Raw genomic sequence first — 20,067 nt, forward strand, 5'->3', positions numbered from 1 at the left:
GAGACTATTCCTCGCTATCGCCTGCTTCTGCTTCGCCGTCTGCAGCGTCTTCTGCCGCAGGCGCATCATCCAGATCATCAGCCTCGTCACCGCCTTTAGGAGCAATGACGGACGCGACCGCTAAGTCGTGGTCTTCACCCAGTGCCAAGGCGACGGAGGTCACCCCTGTAGGCAATGTAATGTCAGACAGGTGAATAATTTGGCCGGTTTCCACATCCATCATATCCACTGCGATGAAAGTCGGAATATCTGCAGGCAGACACAGGACTTCTATGTCTGTCGCCTGGTGCTGAATCATTCCACCCTGTGTTTTCACGCCGTAGCAGGCTGTTTCGTTGAGGAAGTGAATTGGCACATGAAGTTTAAGGGCAACTTTATCGTCGACGCGTAAGAAGTCGATATGTGTGATGTTGTTCTTTGCAGGGTGACGCTGCATATCCTTGATGATGGCCTTTTCCTTTGCCTTGCCGATATTGACGGTCAGGACATGAGAGTAAAGCGCCTCATTCTCCAGCGCTTTTTCCACATCCTTACGGATCAGACTGAGCGGTTGAGGATCTTTAGCTCCGCCGTAAATGATAGCCGGGATCAGGTCAGCTAAACGACGTAGGCGGCGGCTCGCACCTTTCCCTAAGTCAATTCGTGCTTCTGCATGTAATTCAAATTGGTCAGACATTGTCGTGACTCCTTCGATAAGTCATTGCAGCACCTGCGACCAGTGCGGCAATGCGTTGGTGTATACGCTACCTCTACTGAAATAGCGCGCTGATTGATTCCTCATTGGAGACCCTACGCATGGACTCGGCCAGCAGGTCGGCAATCGTGAGTTGGCGAATTTTTTTGATAGTTTTCGCTTCGGCATTTAATGGAATCGTGTCTGTTACTACCAGCTCATCAAGCTGGGAGCCTTTAATATTTTCCAGAGCTTTGCCCGATAGTACCGCGTGTGTGCAGTAGGCAACGACCTTGGATGCGCCTCGTTCTTTCAGCGCATCTGCGGCCTTACACAGTGTGCCTGCGGTATCGACCATGTCATCTACTAGCAGACAGGTACGCTCATTCACCTCTCCAATGAGGTTCATCACCTGCGCCTCGTTGGCCTTGGGGCGCCGCTTGTCGATGATGGCCAGGTCGGCTTCATTCAATTGTTTCGCAATGGCTCGGGCTCTAACGACACCGCCTATGTCCGGAGAGACAACAATCAGGTTGTCGTAATTGCTCGCTCGTATGTCTTCGATCAGTACCGGCGACCCATAAATATTATCCACTGGGCATTTAAAAAAGCCCTGAATCTGTTCCGCATGCAAATCTACGGTTAATACACGGTCCACGCCTACCGTGACCATCATGTCGGCCACTACTTTAGCAGAGATGGGTACGCGGGCTGAACGTACTCGCCTGTCCTGGCGAGCGTAACCGAAGTAAGGCACGACCGCAGTGATGCGTGAAGCTGACGCTCTCCGCAGGGCATCGATCATGACAACAAGCTCCATCAGGTTGTCATTGGTGGGGGCACAGGTTGATTGCAGGACAAAAACATCCTTGCCGCGCACGTTTTCATTCAGCTCAACTGTTGTTTCGCCATCGCTGAACTTGCCAACATCCGCTTTTCCAAGTGCCAGGTACAGACGGCTCGCCACTTTTTGAGCCAGCTCTGGATTGGCGTTACCTGTAAAAACCATCATTTTTGAGGACACTGTGCTCTACCTTCGGGTTTCTCTCGAAAAACTATGGTAAGTAACAACGCCATGTCCCTGTTGGGCCCATGGCGCCGCCTGTATGGCTGGGGTGGGAGGATTCGAACCTCCGAATGCCAGGATCAAAACCTGGTGCCTTGCCGCTTGGCGACACCCCAAACAATCTGTTGAATTATAATAACTCAGTTGGCAAAGGCGATGTGTTTACGCCCCGAGCGAGAATACTCGTCATCTCTTCTGGCAACTGCTCTTTGGCCTCTCTGGCCTGAGTTGCATTGTCGAAGCTGGTGAACACACAAGCCCCGGTGCCAGTCAATTTTGCCTCTCCAAAATCACCCAGAACTTCCAATGCATTATCGACCTTTGGGTAGAGTCGCCTGACAAGTTGTTGGAAATCGTTCCGAGAGTCCCTCTCAAAAAAGGCCGCCATTTTGATGGGGATAGTGTTGCGTGTCAATTGATCGTGGGAAAATATTTCAGCGGTTGATACGTGGCAATCTGGCACCACAATGAGGTACCAGCGCTCGGGAAGCTCAATCGGGGTGAGAATTTCCCCAATACCTTCGGCCCAGGCGGTGTGGGCGCCGACAAAAATTGGGACATCGGCACCCAGTTGGAGGCCCAATGCCTGTAACTGCCGTTGTGACAACCGCAGGTCCCAGAGGCGGTTGAGTGCAACGAGTGTGGTGGCTCCATTGGAACTGCCCCCTCCCAGGCCTGCCCCGGTGGGTATGCACTTGTGCAGCGTAATATGAGCGCCCAGTGTCCCGCATTGTAATAACGCAGCGGCGCGCATAATGAGGTTCTCCTCTGGTGGAATTCCCACATCGTTACTCTCGAGGGTAATTTCACCGCTTTGGTTGGGCGTGAGGACCATTTGGTCTCCCCAGTCCAGTAATTGAAATAGCGTTTGCAGTTCGTGGTAGCCATCGCTTCGACGCCCTGTGATATGCAGGAACAGATTGAGTTTGGCTGGCGATAGGACGGAGAGTGCGCCGGACCTCATTTTGGCGACGTCTGCCAGTCTGAGATGATAATTTTAGCACGCGTCTCACCGCGTTGGACTTGCAGCCGCGCGGGCAGTGTAAACCCCTGAAACTGCTTATACCGCTGGTAGTTAACCTCCCAGTCATCTTGCCAAAGACTTTTCAGAAGCTTTGTCTGGGGGTCGGGTTCGAGTCGTTGTACTTTCGAGGCGGGAGCAGGAATACCCTTTAACCAATAGCTCAGTGCCTGCAGGGGCAGGTCCCAGCCTGTGTTTAAGATAATGGCATCAGGGTTGGAGATATCGATCGTCCTATGCTCATCGCCCTGATGAATCTCCAGTGTCTGGCCGTCACTGTGAATTGTGGTAGCGCCCATACCAAGAGGGCCGCTCAATTGCACGTAGGTATTGTGATTATCCTGTTGCCATATAAAGGAAACCGATTCAGATGTGTTTTCCGTGCGTACGGCCATTTTGCCGTTTGCAGTCCATTGCTGCAGCAGTTTCATGTGCTCGCTGTGCGTCTGCCAGCTAATGGACGCGGGTTCGCGCTGATCCAAACCGGAACAGCCTGCCAGGAGCAGTATAATGAGCAAAAGTTTCAGGTGTTTGCTGGCGATCATATCAAGGTAAAGTCTCCACCGGATAAGCTTGCGGTGGTAGGCCGGCCGGTAGGTCTATTCCCAGACGATCCAGCGTGTCTAGCAAGACCGGGTGGTCTGGCTCGCGCAGAAGAGCGCCTTGCCAGATTGCCATGGCCGCGTCTGTCTTGCCTTGAGCCCAAAGCGCCTCACCGAGGTGAGATGCCACTTCAGCATCGGGGAAGCCGATGTAGGCACGTGTTAGATAATTCACTGATGCGGCGTATTGTTCGGTGCGAAACATGACCCAGCCCATACTATCTAGGATGGCGGGTTCGTCAGGTTCCAGCACCAGTGCGCGCGAAATCAGATGAAGTGCCTCGTCATAGCGGGTTGTGCGGTTAGCTAGCGTATATCCCAAGGCGTTAAGGGCCGCTGTGTTATCCGGGTCGGCAGCGATAATCGTGCGTAAATCCTGCTCCATCGACGCCAGGTTGTTCAGCTGTTCATTAAGCATGGCGCGCTCATAACGCAGAGAAATACTGCTTGGCGTTTCTAGCAATGCTTGATTGAGTACCTGCAGAGCTGCTGTCTTAGCGTCGGCCTCGATGAGAATAGCGGCTTCTAGGGTGTAGAGTTCATCTCGCAAGGGAGGATGCTCTTGTCGCTGCTCAACGAACCGAGCGTGGTAGCGTTTCAGCTGATCGCCCTCGATCAGAATATGGCCGATACGGTTATTCGCTGCAAGATATTCTGGTCCAAATCCTATCTGCATGTACCATGAAAGTGCTTCTTCAGTGTTGTTGTCTTCCTCGGCCATACGACCCAGATAATAATAGGCTTCATCGACGCGCTGGCCCAGCGCGATGGTTTGGAGCAGATACGCTCGCGCGGCTTCGGGGTCGGCAATTTCGTGGTTGATTAGGGCGAGAGAAAATAATAGATCGCCGTCGTCCGGATGTTGCTCCGAAAGAATCTCAAATTGCTCGCGTGCTGCGGGCATATCAGTGGCGGTCAGGAGGCGAGCAAATTGTAGCCTTAGCAGATTTTCGTCAGGGTTGTTCTGCAGCATCTGTTGCAATCGGGCATAGGGTTTCGCCGTATTTTGATCGGCCAGAATCTTGGCTTCTAACAGTATGGCCGTCGTTTGTTCCGGCTCTAGATTGAGCAGCGTATCCAGTTTATCCAGTGCCGAATCCAACTGTCCGGTCTCGGCCTGAATCAGGGCCTGAGTCAATAGTAAGTTGGTATTCTGGGGAAACTCTGCGGCTAATGTCTTAGTCTCGCGGACTAATTCTGCTCGCTGAGCAGCGTCCAATTCTTTAAAGCCATTAAGCAACACAGGGAAGTTAGCGTCACCCGTTTCGCGTTGCACCACTATGAGGTAGGGCAGGGCCTCCAATGCGCGCCCCTGGCGGGCAAGGAGTTGTGCCAGTGTATTATTTGCTTCAGTGTTTTTGGGGTCCAGCTCTACCCACAGTGCGGCCGCCTTCAGTGCTTCCTCTTCGCGCTTCAGGAACTGCGCCAGATGCGTGGTGTGTTCACTGACGCCGCTATCGCGCAACTCACCAGCCTGACCAATATACTGCTCTAGTGCTACATCGTATGCTTGCCGCCGCAGGGCAAACTCAGCGACCAGCAGGGGGTAGAGGCTGTCATTCGGGAATGGCCTCTCACGAACAGTGATAGCGGATTCAGCTTCAGTCGGGGCGTCATGCTCCGAGACGGCTACTTGGGCAGCACACCCGACGAGCAGCGCAGAAGTGATGGCGAGGACAAAAAGTCGAAACATGGTGGCTTAAAGCGAGGTGATCCATCGATGAGACAAGTGATATAATGACACAGAAGGGCCGTGAAACACACTGGGCGGCATGCAAGAAGGTTAACGCAATAAATAGGCGTGTTACCTGACCCCTGCCATTTATAGCCTAACCTGTTAAAATCTGGAGAGTTTTTTGCAAATTGTGCTAAGGTGCGCCCGATTCTGGGAAGAGTCTGGCCAGTTGGCAAGTCCCTCATCCAGAATGCCGTGGAGCCAGTGTCAGTCGCCATGAATTTGATCGCTTTGGGAATCAGTCATAACTCAGCCGGAGTCGAAGTGCGCGAGCGGGTTGCTTTTGCGCCCGAGCAGGTCGGTGAAGCGCTGATAGATGCGTGTGATGTGGGGGGCGTAGAAGAAGTCGTCATTCTCTCAACCTGTAATCGCACAGAGCTCTATGCCATGGTATCCGATGGCGCAAACCTTGGCGACAAGGCGCGGGAGCTGATTGATTGGGTCGCGAATTACCACCATCTATCGGCACAGGAATTACATCAGTGCTCATACTGCCACGAGGGGCATCAAGCCCTGCGGCATTTGGTGCAGGTCGCCAGTGGTCTAGATTCTATGGTACTGGGAGAGCCGCAAATTTTTGGGCAGCTGAAGTCTGCGTATGCCGTGGCGACAGACGCTGGTACTGCGGGTGCTGAGTTTGGCCGCCTATTTCCACGCATTTTCTCTATTGCCAAGCGGGTCCGTACCGATACCGCTATCGGTGAAAATCCTGTTTCAGTGGCTTATGCCGCGGTGAATTTGGCGGGTCATATTTTTTCCGATTTGGGTCAGTGTAATGCCTTGTTGGTGGGAGCGGGGGAAACTATTGAACTGGTGGCTCGCCATCTTGTCGGAGCGGGAGTGCGAAAAATCGTGATTGCCAATCGCACCCTTGGCCGAGCGAGGGAGCTGGCGCAGAAATTCGGTGCGGAAGCGGTTTTGCTTGCTGAGATACCCGCGCAGTTGTCGAATGCGGATATCATTATTACCTCCACCGCCAGCCAGCTGCCTATCCTCGGTAAAGGCGCCGTGGAGCAAGCCCTTAAAGTGCGTAAGCATCGCCCCTTTTTGATGGTCGATATTGCCGTGCCGAGGGATATTGAATCCCAGGTCGGTGAATTGCCTGATGTTTATCTCTACAGCGTCGATGATTTGCGCGAGATTGTGGAGGCGAACATGCGCAGTCGCAGCAGCGAAGCGGGTAAGGCTGACTTTATTATTGATGAGGGTGTTCGCCTGTATATGGAGGAGGGGCTGAGCCTTGAAGCGGTGGACACAGTCAAAGAGTATCGGGCGATGGCAGAGCAACTGCGTGATCACGAACTCCAGCGTGCCCAGCGTGCCCTCGATCGCGGTGACGATCCACGCCAAATAGTGGCCCAGTTGTCTCGCACCATCACCAACAAATTGATTCATGCACCGACCGCAGGCCTTAAACAGGCCAGCGTGGATGGTCGACAGGATTTGATCAATAACGCTCGTAAATTATTGGGACTCGAGGGCAGTTCACCTCAGCCACAGCCAGATGAAGACGGTGAGCAGGCTGAGCCTGAGCTGCCCTCTTCAGCGCTGGAAAATACTCGGCGCACACTTCAATGAAATCATCACTGCTTACCAAGCTAGAAATGCTCACGGACCGACATGAAGAGGTATCGGCGTTGCTCAGCGATAGTCAGACTATTGCCGACCAGAATAAATTCCGTGAGTTGTCACGCGAATATTCTGAACTGGGGCCGGTAGTTACCTGCTATGCCCAGTACAGCCAGGTTCAGGCGGATATCGAGGAGGCGCGGCAGATGTTAAATGATGCGGATTCAGATGTGCGTGATATGGCCCGGGATGAATTGGAGAGCGGCGGCGAGAGTCTGGAGGCGATGGAGTCGCAGATCCAGACGCTGTTACTGCCGCGGGATCCAAACGATTCCCACAATGTGTTTTTAGAGATTCGCGCGGGTACTGGCGGTGACGAAGCAGCAATTTTTTCTGGCGATTTGTTCCGTATGTATTCCCGTTATGCGGAGAACCAGGGCTGGAAGATGGAAGTCTTGTCGGAGCGCTCGGGTGATCACGGTGGATATAAAGAAATTATCACCCGCGTTGAAGGGCGGAATGTTTACGCTCAACTTAAGTTTGAATCGGGAGCCCACCGCGTGCAGCGTGTGCCTGACACTGAGTCTCAGGGTCGAATTCATACGTCTGCCTGCACTGTGGCTGTGATGCCGGAGGCTGAGGAGGTTGATCAGGTAGAAATCAACAAGTCTGATTTGCGTGTCGATACTTACCGCGCCTCCGGTGCGGGCGGACAGCATGTGAACAAGACCGATTCAGCTGTGCGCATTACCCACATTCCTAGCGGTGTCGTGGTGGAGTGTCAGGACGAGCGCTCGCAGCATAAGAATCGAGCTCGGGCGATGTCTCTGCTGCAGGCCAAGTTACTGACAAGTGCGCAGGATAAACAGGCCAGTGAAACCGCTGAGACACGGCGCAACCTGGTCGGTACTGGAGACCGTTCCGATCGCATCCGTACCTATAACTTTCCGCAGGGCCGCATGACCGACCATCGTATCAATCTGACACTGTATAAACTCGACGAGGTGATGGAAGGTGAGCTCAGTGCGATCATCGGCCCGCTGCGACAGGAGTATCAGGCAGATCAGTTGGCGGCGTTGGCCGACCATTAGTGGTGACGGTGCAGGAACTGTTGCGTTCGGGTAGTGATCTGCCAACCGACAGTGCTCGGCGCGATACCGAAATTCTGCTGTGCCACTGCTTGGGCAAACCCCGCGCATGGTTATATACCTGGCCCGAGAAAGAGGTCGCCCGAGACTGCGCTAGAGATTTCGAAAAATTATTGGCGCAGCGAAGAGAAGGCGTGCCAGTTGCCTATCTTACTGGTGAGCGAGAGTTCTGGTCTCTGCAGCTGGCGGTGAGCGATGCCACATTGATCCCCCGCCCCGAAACGGAAACGCTGGTTTCCTGGGCCTTGGAACTTGCGTTGCCGAATGCGGCGAGTGTGCTTGATCTGGGCACCGGTTCTGGTGCGATTGCGTTGGCGCTAGCGAGTGAAAGACCACACTGGCATGTGGCAGCGTTGGACGTCAGCGAGGAGGCGTTGCAGGTTGCGCGGGGCAATGCTGTCAGGACCAGGCTGACGTCGGTGCACTTTGTGCAATCGGATTGGTATCAAGCTGTCACAGGTCAGCGTTTCAACGCACTACTGGCAAACCCTCCCTATATTGATGGGGATGATCCTCATCTGGCACTTGGCGATGTGCGCTTTGAACCGCGATCAGCACTGGTGTCTTCCGACAGCGGTCTTGAGGATTTGGGTCTTCTCGTGACAGGCGCGCCAGATCAGCTACTCGACGGTGGTTGGCTCTTACTGGAACATGGATTTGAACAGGCCAATGCCGTGCGTGTGATGTTGCATGACGCGGGTTTTAGCCAAGTGAGTACGCGTCGGGACATGTCGGGACAGCAGCGAATTACCGGAGGTTGTTGGCATGCTGACTGACGAGCAACTCATGCGCTATAACCGGCAAATTCTGCTGAATGATTTCGATGTTGCAGGGCAGGAGCGACTGCAACAATCTCGGGTGTTGGTGGTGGGGTTGGGTGGGCTGGGGTGTCCCGCCGCACTCTACCTTGCCGCTGCCGGTGTCGGTGAGCTGGTGCTGGTTGATGGAGACGCAGTGGAGCTCAGTAATCTCCAGCGTCAGATCGCACATTCTGAAGTTGATATTGGCGCTAATAAAGCCCGTTCGGCTGCCGCCTCGATCGCTGCACTCAATCCACAGGTAAAACTGGAAATTCTCGAGCAGCGGCTGATTGAGAGCGCTATGCCAGCATTAATGTCTCGCGTCGATCTGGTATTAGACGCCACGGACAACTATCCGGTGCGGTTTGCCTTGAACCGAGCCTGCATCGCCGCTGGCGTACCACTGGTATCGGCGGCGGCGGTGCGCAGCGAGGGGCAGTTGGCCGTATTTGATCCAGCGCGCGGTGGGCCTTGTTATCGTTGTCTGTATGTAGAGGGAGAGGAACAGACAGCGCTTAGTTGCAGCGAAAGTGGTGTTTTGGCTCCGCTGGTTGGCGTCGTCGGTTCATTGCAAGCGATGGAGGCATTGAAGGTTTTGTCGGGCTATGGTGAATCGCTGCTGGGTAAACTGTTAGTGCTAGACTTACGCAGCATGGAGTTTCGCCAGTTGGTATTGTCTGCGCGGGCAGACTGCCCGGCCTGCTCCCATCTGCACTGTTGAAACTGTGAGGCTTACCTTTACGGCCTCACTATGGCTTGCTACATTGAAAAGCCGTTGAATCTGCCGGGTGGTGCGCTAGACCAAAGCTCCAGTGCGGATTTTGGTGGCAGTAACAGTGAATTGACGAGTTAACGTGATGAGCATGAAACCTTTCCATGCATTCTGTTGTCGTAGACGCTAAACCCCCTAAAGAGAGACTGTTCATGAATGTATTAGCGCAGTGGTATTACAGTATACATAACGTCTTTTTTTCGTGCTCTAAGTACCTAAGTGGACTGGCGCCGCTGGCCCTACGCCTCTATCTTGTTCCGGTTTTTTGGATGGCGGGCACCCAGAAAATAGCGGGGATGGAAAGCACTATCCAGTGGTTCGGAAATCCCGACTGGGGTTTGGGGCTCCCTTATCCAAGCTTGATGGCCCACCTTGCCGCATACACAGAAGCGATAGGCGCGTTGATGTTGCTAATAGGGTTGGCGACTCGCTGGATTTCGATACCCCTGATGGTCACCATGTTGGTTGCAATATTTGCGGTACATTGGGATCACGGCTGGGCGGCCATCGCCGATTCCAGCGCGGAGGACGTCGCAGTGCGCCTCGGGGCAGCTAAAGATATTCTACGTGAGCACGGAAACTACGCCTGGCTGACAGAAAAAGGCAATTTTGTCATTCTCAATAACGGTATTGAATTCGGCGTGACCTATTTATTGATGCTATTCAGTCTGTTGTTTACTGGCGGCGGACGTTTTACCAGCGTGGATTATTTTCTCTCAAGGCTATGGCCGAAAAAATCATAATGTTGGGTGCTGAAGTGTAATATTCATAGTCCCCACCTATTCTGCGGGGGAAATGGTAGACTAGCGTGTTTTTTGAGCAGTCAAAGGTAAACAGAGTTGATCAAGAATTTAGTGAATCGTATGGCGAACAATAGCGATGCTGCCCGGACTCAGAATCCGGCCTCCTCTGGTCATGGGCAGCCGCCCCGTCAGGAGCCTTCCCACAAAGCTTCTAAGCCAGATATTCAGCGTGAGAATAACCGGTCGGAGTCCGTCAAAGGTAGCAAGCGCGGTTCACGCAAGCCCGATCTCGCTGTTTCATCCTGGTCATTGGATGATTTTGCTGTTGAGCCAAAGGAAGGTGAGAGCCGTTTTCACGATCTAGGTTTACGTGATGAATTGATGCATGGGATTGCCGATCTGGGCTTTCATTACTGCTCCCCTATACAGGGGGCAATTCTGCCCCACACCCTGCAAGGCAATGATGCTATCGGCAAGGCCCAGACGGGCACCGGCAAGACGGCAGCCTTCCTGATTACTATCTTTAACGATCAGCTTTGTAATCCACCAGAGGCAGAACGCTTTGTGGGCGAGCCACGCGCTTTGGTCATTGCGCCTACTCGAGAGCTGGTGATGCAGATCGCCGCGGATGCTGAGGAGCTGGGGAAGCATACTGGACTGCAGGTCGCGACGTTGATTGGCGGTATGGACTACCAGAAACAGCTTAACCGCCTGACCAATAGTGTCGTGGATCTGGTCGTGGCGACACCGGGCCGTCTGCTGGACTTCATGGGCCGGCGTGATCTATACCTGGACCATGTTGAGATACTAGTGCTGGATGAGGCAGATCGTATGCTGGATATGGGTTTTATCCCGCAGGTTAAGCGTATTGTCCGTGCAACACCTGCAAAGGAGAGCCGACAAACACTGCTATTTTCTGCCACGTTTACCCAGGATATTCTCAATCTTTCGGAGCAATGGACGTATCAGCCGATTTCTGTTGATATTGAACCTGAAAATGTTGCAACGGATTCAGTAGACCAGAAAGTGTATCTTGTCAGTAGTCAGCAGCGTTACCAAGTACTTAATAATTTGCTCCGCAGTGAAGGCTGTACCAGTGTGATTATTTTTGCCAATCGACGAGACCAGGTTCGCCGTTTGCATGAGCGCCTGTGCAAGTCAGGAGTAACCGCAGGTATTCTGTCTGGGGAAATACCTCAGGCAAAACGTACCCGTACGCTTGAACAGTTCAAGCAGGGTGAGATAAAAGTATTGGTGGCAACGGACGTTGCCGGCCGTGGCATTCACGTAAGCGGTGTCAGTCATGTGGTGAATTACAACTTGCCTGAGGATCCGGAAGACTATGTACACCGTATAGGTCGTACCGGGCGCGCCGGAGCAACCGGAACTTCCATCAGTTTTGCCAGCGAAGACGATGCGTTTTTATTGCCAGATCTGGAAGCGTTATTGGGCACGAAGCTGGAATGTACACATCCCCCCAAAGAGCTACTGATCTAACTCTTCGCACCATAGCAAAGTGGCGCCCACAACTGCAGCTGGCACCACAAAAAAATTCACCAACGGTATGCTGGCGCACAAGGCAACGACGCCGCCAAACCCCATGCTGGTGAGTCTTCGAGACCGCACCGCGTCCTTTACCTGTGTGAAACTCAACTGGTGGTTGTCCATAGGATAGTCCACGAATTGTATGCTCATCATCCAGGCGCCCAAAAGAAGCCATGCCACCGCGCCTACGCCGGGAACGAATGAGATCACCAGAACCAAAAGCGCCATCGGAACGTAGTACAGAAGCTTTAGCAGTTCCCGCACAATACTTCTTGGCACTGCCAGAAACGCCGCACCCAGACCCTCAAGTGAGGCCACTGTCTGACCGGTGATCAGCTCTTCTGCCTTTTCAGCCAACAAGGCGTTAAAGGGCGATGCGATGATCAGCGCGACCGAGGTAAATACGTAGCCGCTTATCAGACTCACGGTAATGCCAATGATGGGCCACAAAATCCATCTGATAAAGTTCAGCCAATCGGGAATACGGGACAGCATCGCGTCCATTAGGTCACTGATATAGCTAAAACTAATAGTAATTAGAGAGCCAAAGATCAGGATATTGATCACCAGGGGAATGATCACGAAATGCCGTAAAGAAGGATGGCCTAATAGCCGTGCGCCCCGTGTCAAATAGTTGGCGCCGCGCGCAATATTACCTCGCATCTGGCTTGTCTCCCGTGGGCAGGCCGCAAGAGGGGCAGAGGCAGCGTTCGCCGGCAGAGTCTTTTGCTTTCTCCCTTGCCTGGCCACTGATACTGACACTCTGACACCAGCAACTTTCTGGTGGCAGACCTGCGGCAACCGCGCATTGGTTGTCGCCTCCGCACAGAGGGCATAACATTGCTATTTGCTTAGATTGACTCATTAGCGTGTCATTTTACCTCGGGCCTCGCGCTATAATACCGGACTGGACAGGGAGTGGGTAATGATGAGTGGTGACAACGATAAGGTTTTTTCCGATGCGATGTCCGATGTGGTGCCCTTAAAATACGAGCCTAGGGTCGATCTTAGTCGAAAATCTGCGCTCGATAAAGACTCTTCCCTCGAGCACCGTCGGCGGGCAGCTGCAGAGATGCCAGAGACCGACCTTAACGTGTTATCGAATACTGGGATAGTGCCGCTGGATGCCTGGTTGGTGCTCTCCTTCAAGCGCACCGGCGTACAAAACGGTGTGTTCCGTAAATTAAAGCAGGGCCGTTATGAAGCGGAGGCCACGCTTGATTTGCACTGCATGAATACAGAGGTTGCGCGTCGTGAGGTCTTTGAGTTTATTGAAGAGGTCTACCAATTGGGTCTGCGCAGCGTATTGTTGATTCATGGCAAGGGCGGAAGTAAATTGGAAAAAGAGCGCAGCTCGATTCTTAAGGGCTGTGTTGACCATTGGCTGCGGCAGTTGGAGATCGTTCAGGCATTTCACAGTGCACAACCGCGGCATGGCGGCACTGGGGCGGTGTATGTGTTGTTGCGCAAGAGCGAGGAAAAGAAGCGGGAAAATCGCGAGAAATTTTCCAAGGGGCGAGTGTCTGTCGATCCTCTCTAGTAGGTGTAGTGCATCGGCGCCCTATTAATCTAAGCTAGTGTGCTGCGCCCGCCTTTAAAATCTCAGCGTACTGAGCCCCGTGGCGATGGGTCGATATGATGTCCAGCACAGTGCGCCCATCCTTGCTGGTCGTATTCAGGTCCCGACCATCGTTACAGAAAAAAGACACAAACAGTTCGAAATCTGAAGCGCGCATGCTCTGGTAAGCTTTGAGTAGCATATGGAAGTCTTCGTCGGAGCCATCATGTGGCTTCACGTTCAGGAAGCTTTTTACGTGTTCTTCGGTCCAGACCTCGTCCACAACCTTTTCTTTGTCTTTTCGCATTGTTCTTGTTTCCTTTATATCAGCTTTTTAGCCAGTAACGCATTCACCATTTGAGGGTTTGCCTGACCTTTGGACAGCTTCATCACTTGGCCAATAAAAAACCCTACCAGTTTTTTTCGCTTGGCTTCGTCTGCATCGAGGTACTGCTGCACCTGCGCCGCGTTGGCGCTGAGGACGTCATTCACAATCGCGTCAATGGCACCCGTATCGCTGACCTGCAATAAGCCGCGTGCCTCGATTATCTCGTCAGCGTCGCCTTCGCCTTTCCACATCGACTCAAAGACTTGTTTGGCCATCTTTCCAGAAATAGTATTATCGAGAATTCGACTGATAAGTTGTCCCAGCGCAGTGGCAGACACTGGGCACTTTTCAATGGCGTCTCCAGCGCGATTCAACTGGCCCAATAACTCCACCTGAACCCAGTTTGCTGCGATTTTAGCATCGCCACATTCTCCAGCAACGGCCTCGAAGTAATCTGCCAGAGGTCGGCTGTCGGACAGCACATTAGCGTCGTAGGTGCCCAGTCCGTATTGTGCAGTAAAACGCGACCGTTTGTCGGCGGGTAACTCCGGCAGGGATTCGCGAATTGACTCGATATAAATGTCGTCTATGACAACTGGCAGCAGGTCTGGCTCTGGAAAATAGCGATAGTCATTGGCCACTTCTTTGCTGCGCATCGAACGTGTTTCGTCCCGGTCCGCATCGTAAAGGCGCGTTTCCTGTGTAATTTTGCCGCCCTCTTCTAGAATATCCGCCTGCCGTTGAAACTCGTGATGAATGGCTTTTTCTACAAAGCGAAAGGAATTGACGTTCTTGATTTCTGCGCGCGTGCCCAAGGTCGTAGAGCCGATCGGACGCAGTGAAATATTGACATCACAGCGCATGGAACCTTCGGCCATGTTGCCGTCAGAAATACCGAGATAGGTCACGAGACTATGCAGCGCCTTGAGGTAGGCTACGGCTTCGGCTGCATTTCGAATGTCCGGTTCCGATACGATCTCCAGCAGCGGTGTGCCGGCTCGATTGAGGTCGATGCCGGTATGGTTGTTGAAGTCTTCATGCAATGATTTTCCTGCATCCTCTTCGAGGTGAGCCCGGGTAATGCCAATGGTACGGGAGCTGCCGTCTTCCATTAGTATCTCGAAACTGCCCTTGCCGACGATAGGCGCTTCAAATTGGCTGATCTGGTAGCCTTTGGGCAGGTCTGGATAGAAGTAGTTTTTTCGATCGAAGACAGAGCGTTTGCTTATCTGAGCGCCGATGCCAAGACCAAATTTGACGGCGTAGTGCACAGCCTGTTCGTTCAGTACCGGCAACATGCCGGGCATCGCGAGATCAACGGCACTGGCCTGGGTGTTGGGTTCGGCGCCGAAGGTGGTGGGAGAGCCGGAAAATATTTTCGATTCGGTGGCCAGTTGCAGGTGTACTTCGAGACCGATAACGGTTTCCCATTGCATCAAAGTGTTCCCCCTTTTGCTGAGTCCGGGGTGCGCAAATGCCAGTCAGTCGCCTGCTGAAAACGATGGGCAACGTTGAGCAACCGTGCTTCGCTGAAGTGTCGGCCAATCAACTGCAGCCCCACCGGCTTTCCCTCAACAAAACCTGCAGGGAGCGACATGCCCGGCAGGCCTGCCAGATTGACCGCAAGGGTATACACATCCTCTAGATACATGGAGATAGGGTCGTTCGACTTGGCACCCAAAGCAAAGGCTGGGCCCGGGGTAGTCGGGCCGGCGATGACATCTACTTGTTCAAAACAATGCATGAAGTCCTGCGTGATTAGGCGCCGAATCTGTTGGGCTTTCTTGTAATAGGCGTCGTAGTAGCCGGCAGATAATGCATAAGTACCCACCAGAATGCGCCGTTTGACTTCTTCACCAAAACCTTCTTGGCGAGTTCGGCTGTAGAGGTCGTGAAGATCCACAGGATTTTCACAGCGATAGCCATAGCGCACGCCGTCAAAGCGGGCCAAGTTGGTTGACGCCTCAGCCGGGGCAATGATGTAGTAAGTCGGAATGGTTAGTGCGCTATGGGGAAGTGACATCTCTACCAGCGTTGCACCCTGTGCTTCGAGTTCTTTTAGAGCATTGTTGATGCACCCGCCCGTGGCGGCATCCAGTCCTTCGCCGAAGTACTCCGTGGGCAGTCCTATACGCAGGCCCTCTAGGCTGTCGCCAAGTGTTGCGCAGTAGTCTTCTGTGGCTGTAGTGGATGAGGTGGAGTCCAGCGGGTCGTGTCCGGCCATAGTGTTCAATAGGAAGGCGCAGTCCTCGGCGCTGTGCGCCATGGGACCCGCCTGATCTAGGCTGGAGGCAAAGGCCACAATCCCCAGGCGAGAAACACGCCCATAAGTGGGCTTGAGGCCAGTGATACCGCAGAAGGCAGCGGGTTGTCGGATCGAGCCTCCGGTGTCAGTCCCGGTGGCAGCAGGGGCCAATAGGCCGGCCACCGCAGCGGCGGAACCCCCAGATGAACCACCTGGCACCAAATCTGTGTTCCATGGATTACGTGCCGGGCCATAGAAGCTGCTCTCGTTGGAGGAGCCCATGGCAAACTCATCCATATTGGTCTTGCCTAGTAATACTGCCCCTGCCGATTTAAACCGCTGTATGACGGTGGCATCGTAAGGTGGGACGAAGTTGTCCAGCATGCGTGAACCGCAACTGGTGCGCACGCCGTCTGTGCAAAAAATATCTTTGTGCGCGATTGGAATGCCGGTTAGTGCATTGGCAGTTCCGCTAGCCAGCCGTTCGTCAGCTCCTCCGGCAGCAGCGAGCGCTGCAGCTTCATCGACAGTGATAAAGCTGTTGTACTGGCTATCCAGCGCGTCGATACGGTCCAGATACGCACGGGTGACCTCTACGCTGGAAAACTGACGTTCGCGCAGCCCTTTAACGAGTTGGGCAACAGATTTAGTGTGCATTACAACAATCCTGATGCGGCATAAGCCGCTTATTCGATAACTTTGGGAACCAGGTAGAGACCATTTTCTACGGCTGGGGCAATGGCCTGGAAGGCATCGCGGCGGTTACTCTGAGTCACTTCATCCGGGCGCAAGCGTTGGGTGGCGTCCAGGGGGTTGGCCATAGGCTCCACATCATGGGTATCCACTGCCTGTAATTGATCCACCATTTGCAGGATTTCCGTAATGCGCTGGGTCACCTGACCAATTTCTTCGTCAGATATGCGAATACGGGAAAGCTCCGCAATCTTTTCAATTTCGCCTTGCTCAATTGCCATTATCGTAAAACCATAAAAAACCGCCTTCAAAGGCGCAGGGAGCGTAAACTTATCACATTTGCGTCTTGCCCAAAATCCCTGTGATTGGTAGAGTTACACAAATTAGTCAACTCCCCCAAAAATCGGCTCTGCAGTGTGTTTTTAGCCGTGTTCGACGGTAACTAAAGATACAAAAAGAACGCCGGCGCGGAGTTCCCCGTTGTATTCACAGGGTGCAAGAATTCATGTTTAAAAAGCTACGTGGAGTGTTCTCTAACGATCTCTCTATAGATTTAGGCACCGCCAACACACTGATCTACGTTCGAGATAAAGGGATTGTGCTGAACGAGCCCTCCGTGGTGGCCATTCGAATTCACAATGGCCAGAAAACTATCGAGGCGGTCGGTACTGAGGCCAAGCGAATGCTGGGTCGAACACCAGGCAATATTACCGCTATTCGCCCTCTGAAAGATGGTGTGATAGCCGACTTTTTGGTGACAGAGAAGATGCTGCAGCACTTCATTGCCAAAGTCCATGAGAGTAAGTTTATTCGGCCAAGCCCGCGCGTGTTGATCTGCGTACCTTGTATGTCGACACAGGTTGAGCGCCGGGCAATTCGTGAGTCGGCGCTTAGCGCTGGTGCCCGCGATGTACGACTTATTGAGGAGCCAATGGCGGCAGCTATCGGTGCCGGGCTGAGCGTGGATGAGGCCACGGGTTGTATGGTGGTTGATGTCGGTGGCGGGACTACAGAGGTTGCTATCATCTCTCTCAATGGTGTGGTCTACCGTGATTCTGTGCGTGTGGGCGGAGACCGTTTTGATGAGGCTATCGTATCGCATGTGCGGCGCCGCTACGGCAGCCTTATCGGTGATGCGACTGCCGAGCGGATCAAGTTGGAAGTGGGTTGTGCTTTTCCGGGTAGTGAAATGCGCGAGATTGATGTGCGCGGTCGTAATCTAGCCGAAGGTGTGCCGCGCAGCTTTACACTAAATAGTGACGAGATACTGGAGTCCCTGAAGGACCCCCTGGAATCTATTGTGCAGGCAGTGAAATCCGCTCTTGAACAGTCGCCGCCTGAGTTGGCAGCTGATATTGCCGAGAGCGGCATTGTGTTGACTGGCGGAGGAGCTTTATTGCGTGATCTGGATCGACTCATCTCCGAAGAGACAGGCTTGCCAGTGATCGTTGCCGATGATCCTCTGACGTGCGTTGCTCGTGGCGGTGGCATTGCGATGGAAAGAATGGATCGGCGTACGATAGATTTACTGTCTACTGAGTAGCGAGATCTGATGGAGCGCCAGTTCTATACTGCGCTAGATAGGGTGTGCTTTACCGCGACGCATGCCGATCACGGCAATTGAGGAGCCGACATCAAGCCATTATTTGTTAAGAAATCTTCCCTGACGCTGCGGGTGTTAGGTCCCACCCTCGTGGTCCTAGGTTTGCTGACGGCAGGCCTGTATTTTAATAAACTCCATTCCACTCGAGCAGTGCTCGACTCTCTAGCGACGCCTATTTTTTGGGTTGCAAACCTGCCGACGCGTGTTGGTGAATGGACAACGACTCATGTCCGGTCCCGCAGTGACTTGCTGGAGGACAACGAGCGTTTGCGACGGGAAAATCTGGTATTGCAGGGACGGTCGCAGAAGATGGCCTCGCTGCAAGCAGAAAATGTGCGATTGCGAGCTTTGCTGAATTCTAGCGCCTTGGTGCGTGACGATGTATTGGTGGCTGAACTGATTGGCGTCTCGCCGGACCCAGAGCGGCTCCAGCTGGTGCTGAACAAGGGCGAGGGCGACGGCGTGTTTTTGGGACAACCCCTGATCGATGCCGATGGATTGATGGGGCAGGTTGTAGAAGTCAGTAGCGGCACATCGCGAGCGCTATTGATAACCGATATAACGCATGCAGTCCCAGTGCAGGTTAATCGCAATGGAGTAAGGGCAATTGCCGAGGGTACCGGCGCTTTAGAATCACTGGAAATTCGACATATTTCTGCGACTACCGATATTCGCAAGGACGACCTATTAGTAACGTCCGGTCTCGGGGGGCGATTTCCGGAAGGGTATCCGGTGGCTGTAGTGACGCATGTCGAGCGGGACCCCGGTGAAGTTTTTGTGCGAGTACTGGCTGCCCCTACTGCGGCGTTAGACCGCACGCGGCATGTGTTGCTGGTGTTTACTGCGCAACAAAGCCAGGAGGATTGACCTGTGGCTGATAGGGAAGGGCATGGCTATGCGGTCATTTTCCTGACCTTTGTGGTTGCCTATATTTTAGCCGTGGTGCCGCTTCCTCTTTGGTTGCAGTGGGGGCGGCCGGAGTGGTTGGCGTTGACGCTAATTTACTGGTGTATCGCCCTCCCGGAGCGGGTCGGGATTGCTACCGGGCTGGTGGTGGGTGTAGGGCTTGATGTCTTGGAGGGCGCTGCCCTCGGGCAGAATGCCTTTGCCCTGATGGTAGTGGCGCTGTTAGCACTCATCCTTTACCAGCGACTGCGCGTGTCCAGGTTGTGGCAGCAGGCGGCCGTCGTCTTTATTCTGGTTGGTATCAACCAGCTGATTTGCCAGTGGGTACAAAACCTTGAAGGGGTGAGTGTTCTGCCGGTGTTATTTTTGCTGCCGGCGCTCTCCAGTGCTCTATTGTGGCCGGTGGTCCTGCACAGTTTGCGTGGCGTGCGGCGCTATTACCGAGTCACCTGATATGAGCCAGGCCTGTTTGATCTTGGCGTCGGCCTCACCGCGCCGTAAAGCGTTATTGGATCAGTTGGGGGTGAGTTGTACCTGTGCGCCTGCTGATATTGACGAATCGCACTGGATTGATGAGAGACCCTCGGACTACGTACAACGTATGGCACAAGAAAAGGCGCAAGCTATTGCTTTGCTCTACCCTCCTGTGGGCTGCGCAGTACTGGCGGCTGATACCATAGTGGTCATTGCTGGCACAATACTGGGCAAGCCCATAGACCATGCCGATGCTCTCCTCATGCTCACGAGTTTAAGTGGTCGAAGACATTCGGTTTTGACAGCAGTGTGTCTTCTGACTGTCGAGGGCATAGTATGCGAGTTAGTAGAAACCCAAGTGGAGTTTCTGCCTTTGAGTCATGAGGTATGCGAAGCCTATCTGGCCACGGATGAACCTTGGGACAAGGCAGGGGCATATGGTATTCAAGGGTTGGCGGGTGCCTTCGTGCGCTCTATTGAGGGCAGTTATACTAATGTGGTGGGTCTGCCTCTGTGTGAAACCTGGCAGCTATTGAGCGCAAATGGAATATCAACCGCGCTGAATGCCGCGCCGTTAGACTGATTC

22 protein-coding genes and 1 tRNA gene are annotated in these 20,067 nt (G+C 53.5%); 11 read left to right on the forward strand and 12 right to left on the reverse strand.

Annotation, left to right across the window (positions count from 1 at the left end):
• Window positions 1-4: 4 nt before the first annotated feature.
• The 6 genes from ABXT62_RS03685 to ABXT62_RS03710 all read right to left on the reverse strand — a co-directional run bounded on the left by ABXT62_RS03685 (window position 5) and on the right by ABXT62_RS03710 (window position 5,055).
• The gene (locus ABXT62_RS03685) at window positions 5-676 is read right to left on the reverse strand and encodes a 50S ribosomal protein L25/general stress protein Ctc (RefSeq protein ID WP_415357191.1); all 672 of its coding nucleotides are present in this window, start codon (window positions 674-676) and stop codon (window positions 5-7) included.
• Window positions 677-749: 73 nt separating this feature from the next.
• Complete coding sequence (locus ABXT62_RS03690; RefSeq protein WP_415357192.1) at window positions 750-1,685, reverse strand: ribose-phosphate pyrophosphokinase; 936 nt, start codon at window positions 1,683-1,685, stop codon at window positions 750-752.
• A 95-nt stretch (window positions 1,686-1,780) separates the two neighbouring features.
• Window positions 1,781-1,855, reverse strand: a tRNA-Gln gene (locus tag ABXT62_RS03695).
• Window positions 1,856-1,869: 14 nt separating this feature from the next.
• Window positions 1,870-2,703 (reverse strand): 4-(cytidine 5'-diphospho)-2-C-methyl-D-erythritol kinase, encoded by an 834-nt coding sequence (gene ispE, locus ABXT62_RS03700; RefSeq protein WP_415357193.1) that lies wholly within the window; start codon window positions 2,701-2,703, stop codon window positions 1,870-1,872.
• Entirely contained in the window at window positions 2,700-3,305 is a 606-nt protein-coding gene (gene lolB, locus ABXT62_RS03705; protein ID WP_415357194.1) for a lipoprotein insertase outer membrane protein LolB, read from the reverse strand. The genes ispE and lolB overlap by 4 nt, the downstream gene beginning before the upstream one ends.
• 1 nt (window position 3,306) lies before the next feature.
• Complete coding sequence (locus ABXT62_RS03710) at window positions 3,307-5,055, reverse strand: tetratricopeptide repeat protein (protein WP_415357195.1); 1,749 nt, start codon at window positions 5,053-5,055, stop codon at window positions 3,307-3,309.
• 258 nt (window positions 5,056-5,313) lie between these two features.
• Here ABXT62_RS03710 and hemA point away from each other — a divergent pair, with 258 nt between their 5' ends.
• The 6 genes from hemA (at window position 5,314) to rhlB (ending at window position 11,626) form a co-directional block, all read left to right on the forward strand.
• Window positions 5,314-6,675, forward strand: coding sequence for a glutamyl-tRNA reductase (gene hemA / locus ABXT62_RS03715; protein WP_415357196.1), 1,362 nt, complete (start codon window positions 5,314-5,316; stop codon window positions 6,673-6,675).
• Window positions 6,672-7,757 carry a peptide chain release factor 1 gene (prfA, locus tag ABXT62_RS03720; protein ID WP_415357197.1) on the forward strand — a complete coding sequence of 362 codons (1,086 nt, stop codon included), beginning with the start codon at window positions 6,672-6,674 and terminating at the stop codon, window positions 7,755-7,757. The genes hemA and prfA overlap by 4 nt, the downstream gene beginning before the upstream one ends.
• 8 nt (window positions 7,758-7,765) lie before the next feature.
• A complete protein-coding gene (prmC, locus tag ABXT62_RS03725; RefSeq protein WP_415357198.1) occupies window positions 7,766-8,590 on the forward strand; it encodes a peptide chain release factor N(5)-glutamine methyltransferase in 825 nt (274 codons plus the stop codon).
• Entirely contained in the window at window positions 8,580-9,335 is a 756-nt protein-coding gene (moeB, locus tag ABXT62_RS03730) for a molybdopterin-synthase adenylyltransferase MoeB (protein WP_415357199.1), read from the forward strand. The genes prmC and moeB overlap by 11 nt, the downstream gene beginning before the upstream one ends.
• A 203-nt stretch (window positions 9,336-9,538) precedes the next feature.
• On the forward strand, window positions 9,539-10,129 hold the full coding sequence (locus tag ABXT62_RS03735) for a DoxX family protein (RefSeq protein ID WP_415357200.1): 591 nt from the start codon (window positions 9,539-9,541) through the stop codon (window positions 10,127-10,129).
• Between the two features lie 96 nt (window positions 10,130-10,225).
• Complete coding sequence (gene rhlB / locus ABXT62_RS03740) at window positions 10,226-11,626, forward strand: ATP-dependent RNA helicase RhlB (protein ID WP_415357201.1); 1,401 nt, start codon at window positions 10,226-10,228, stop codon at window positions 11,624-11,626.
• Here the strand turns inward: rhlB and cysZ are convergent.
• Together cysZ and ABXT62_RS03750 are read right to left on the reverse strand one after the other, a co-directional pair.
• Window positions 11,615-12,337: a sulfate transporter CysZ gene (gene cysZ / locus ABXT62_RS03745; protein WP_415357202.1), complete on the reverse strand. Its 723-nt coding sequence runs from the start codon at window positions 12,335-12,337 to the stop codon at window positions 11,615-11,617. The two genes, rhlB and cysZ, sit on opposite strands and share 12 nt — an antisense overlap.
• Window positions 12,327-12,539, reverse strand: a complete 213-nt coding sequence (locus ABXT62_RS03750; protein WP_415357203.1) for a cysteine-rich CWC family protein — start codon at window positions 12,537-12,539, stop codon at window positions 12,327-12,329. Before ABXT62_RS03750 ends, cysZ begins: the two co-directional genes overlap by 11 nt.
• A 60-nt stretch (window positions 12,540-12,599) precedes the next feature.
• Between ABXT62_RS03750 and smrA the strand changes: the two genes are divergently transcribed.
• The gene (smrA, locus tag ABXT62_RS03755; RefSeq protein WP_415357204.1) at window positions 12,600-13,214 is read left to right on the forward strand and encodes a DNA endonuclease SmrA; all 615 of its coding nucleotides are present in this window, start codon (window positions 12,600-12,602) and stop codon (window positions 13,212-13,214) included.
• Window positions 13,215-13,248: 34 nt separating this feature from the next.
• Here the strand turns inward: smrA and ABXT62_RS03760 are convergent, their stop codons facing one another.
• The 4 genes from ABXT62_RS03760 to gatC are packed head-to-tail and all read right to left on the reverse strand — an operon-like array spanning window position 13,249 to window position 16,779.
• Window positions 13,249-13,539, reverse strand: a complete 291-nt coding sequence (locus ABXT62_RS03760; RefSeq protein ID WP_415357205.1) for a PA4642 family protein — start codon at window positions 13,537-13,539, stop codon at window positions 13,249-13,251.
• A 14-nt stretch (window positions 13,540-13,553) separates the two neighbouring features.
• Window positions 13,554-14,996: an Asp-tRNA(Asn)/Glu-tRNA(Gln) amidotransferase subunit GatB gene (gene gatB, locus ABXT62_RS03765; RefSeq protein WP_415357206.1), complete on the reverse strand. Its 1,443-nt coding sequence runs from the start codon at window positions 14,994-14,996 to the stop codon at window positions 13,554-13,556.
• Complete coding sequence (gatA, locus tag ABXT62_RS03770) at window positions 14,996-16,462, reverse strand: Asp-tRNA(Asn)/Glu-tRNA(Gln) amidotransferase subunit GatA (RefSeq protein WP_415357207.1); 1,467 nt, start codon at window positions 16,460-16,462, stop codon at window positions 14,996-14,998. The genes gatB and gatA overlap by 1 nt, the downstream gene beginning before the upstream one ends.
• Window positions 16,463-16,491: 29 nt before the next feature.
• Window positions 16,492-16,779 carry an Asp-tRNA(Asn)/Glu-tRNA(Gln) amidotransferase subunit GatC gene (gene gatC / locus ABXT62_RS03775; protein ID WP_415357208.1) on the reverse strand — a complete coding sequence of 96 codons (288 nt, stop codon included), beginning with the start codon at window positions 16,777-16,779 and terminating at the stop codon, window positions 16,492-16,494.
• Window positions 16,780-17,003: 224 nt separating this feature from the next.
• Here gatC and ABXT62_RS03780 point away from each other — a divergent pair, with 224 nt between their 5' ends.
• The 4 genes from ABXT62_RS03780 to ABXT62_RS03795 all read left to right on the forward strand — a co-directional run bounded on the left by ABXT62_RS03780 (window position 17,004) and on the right by ABXT62_RS03795 (window position 20,064).
• Window positions 17,004-18,041 carry a rod shape-determining protein gene (locus tag ABXT62_RS03780; protein ID WP_415357209.1) on the forward strand — a complete coding sequence of 346 codons (1,038 nt, stop codon included), beginning with the start codon at window positions 17,004-17,006 and terminating at the stop codon, window positions 18,039-18,041.
• Between the two features lie 90 nt (window positions 18,042-18,131).
• A complete protein-coding gene (gene mreC, locus ABXT62_RS03785; RefSeq protein ID WP_415358260.1) occupies window positions 18,132-18,968 on the forward strand; it encodes a rod shape-determining protein MreC in 837 nt (278 codons plus the stop codon).
• 3 nt (window positions 18,969-18,971) lie between these two features.
• Entirely contained in the window at window positions 18,972-19,460 is a 489-nt protein-coding gene (mreD, locus tag ABXT62_RS03790) for a rod shape-determining protein MreD (protein ID WP_415357210.1), read from the forward strand.
• Window position 19,461: 1 nt separating this feature from the next.
• The gene (locus ABXT62_RS03795; protein ID WP_415357211.1) at window positions 19,462-20,064 is read left to right on the forward strand and encodes a Maf family protein; all 603 of its coding nucleotides are present in this window, start codon (window positions 19,462-19,464) and stop codon (window positions 20,062-20,064) included.
• The last annotated feature ends 3 nt before the right edge of the window (window positions 20,065-20,067 follow it).

It is taken from the genome of Halioglobus sp. Uisw_031, assembly GCF_047729875.1.
In the GTDB taxonomy this organism is placed as follows: Bacteria; Pseudomonadota; Gammaproteobacteria; order Pseudomonadales; family Halieaceae; genus Marimicrobium.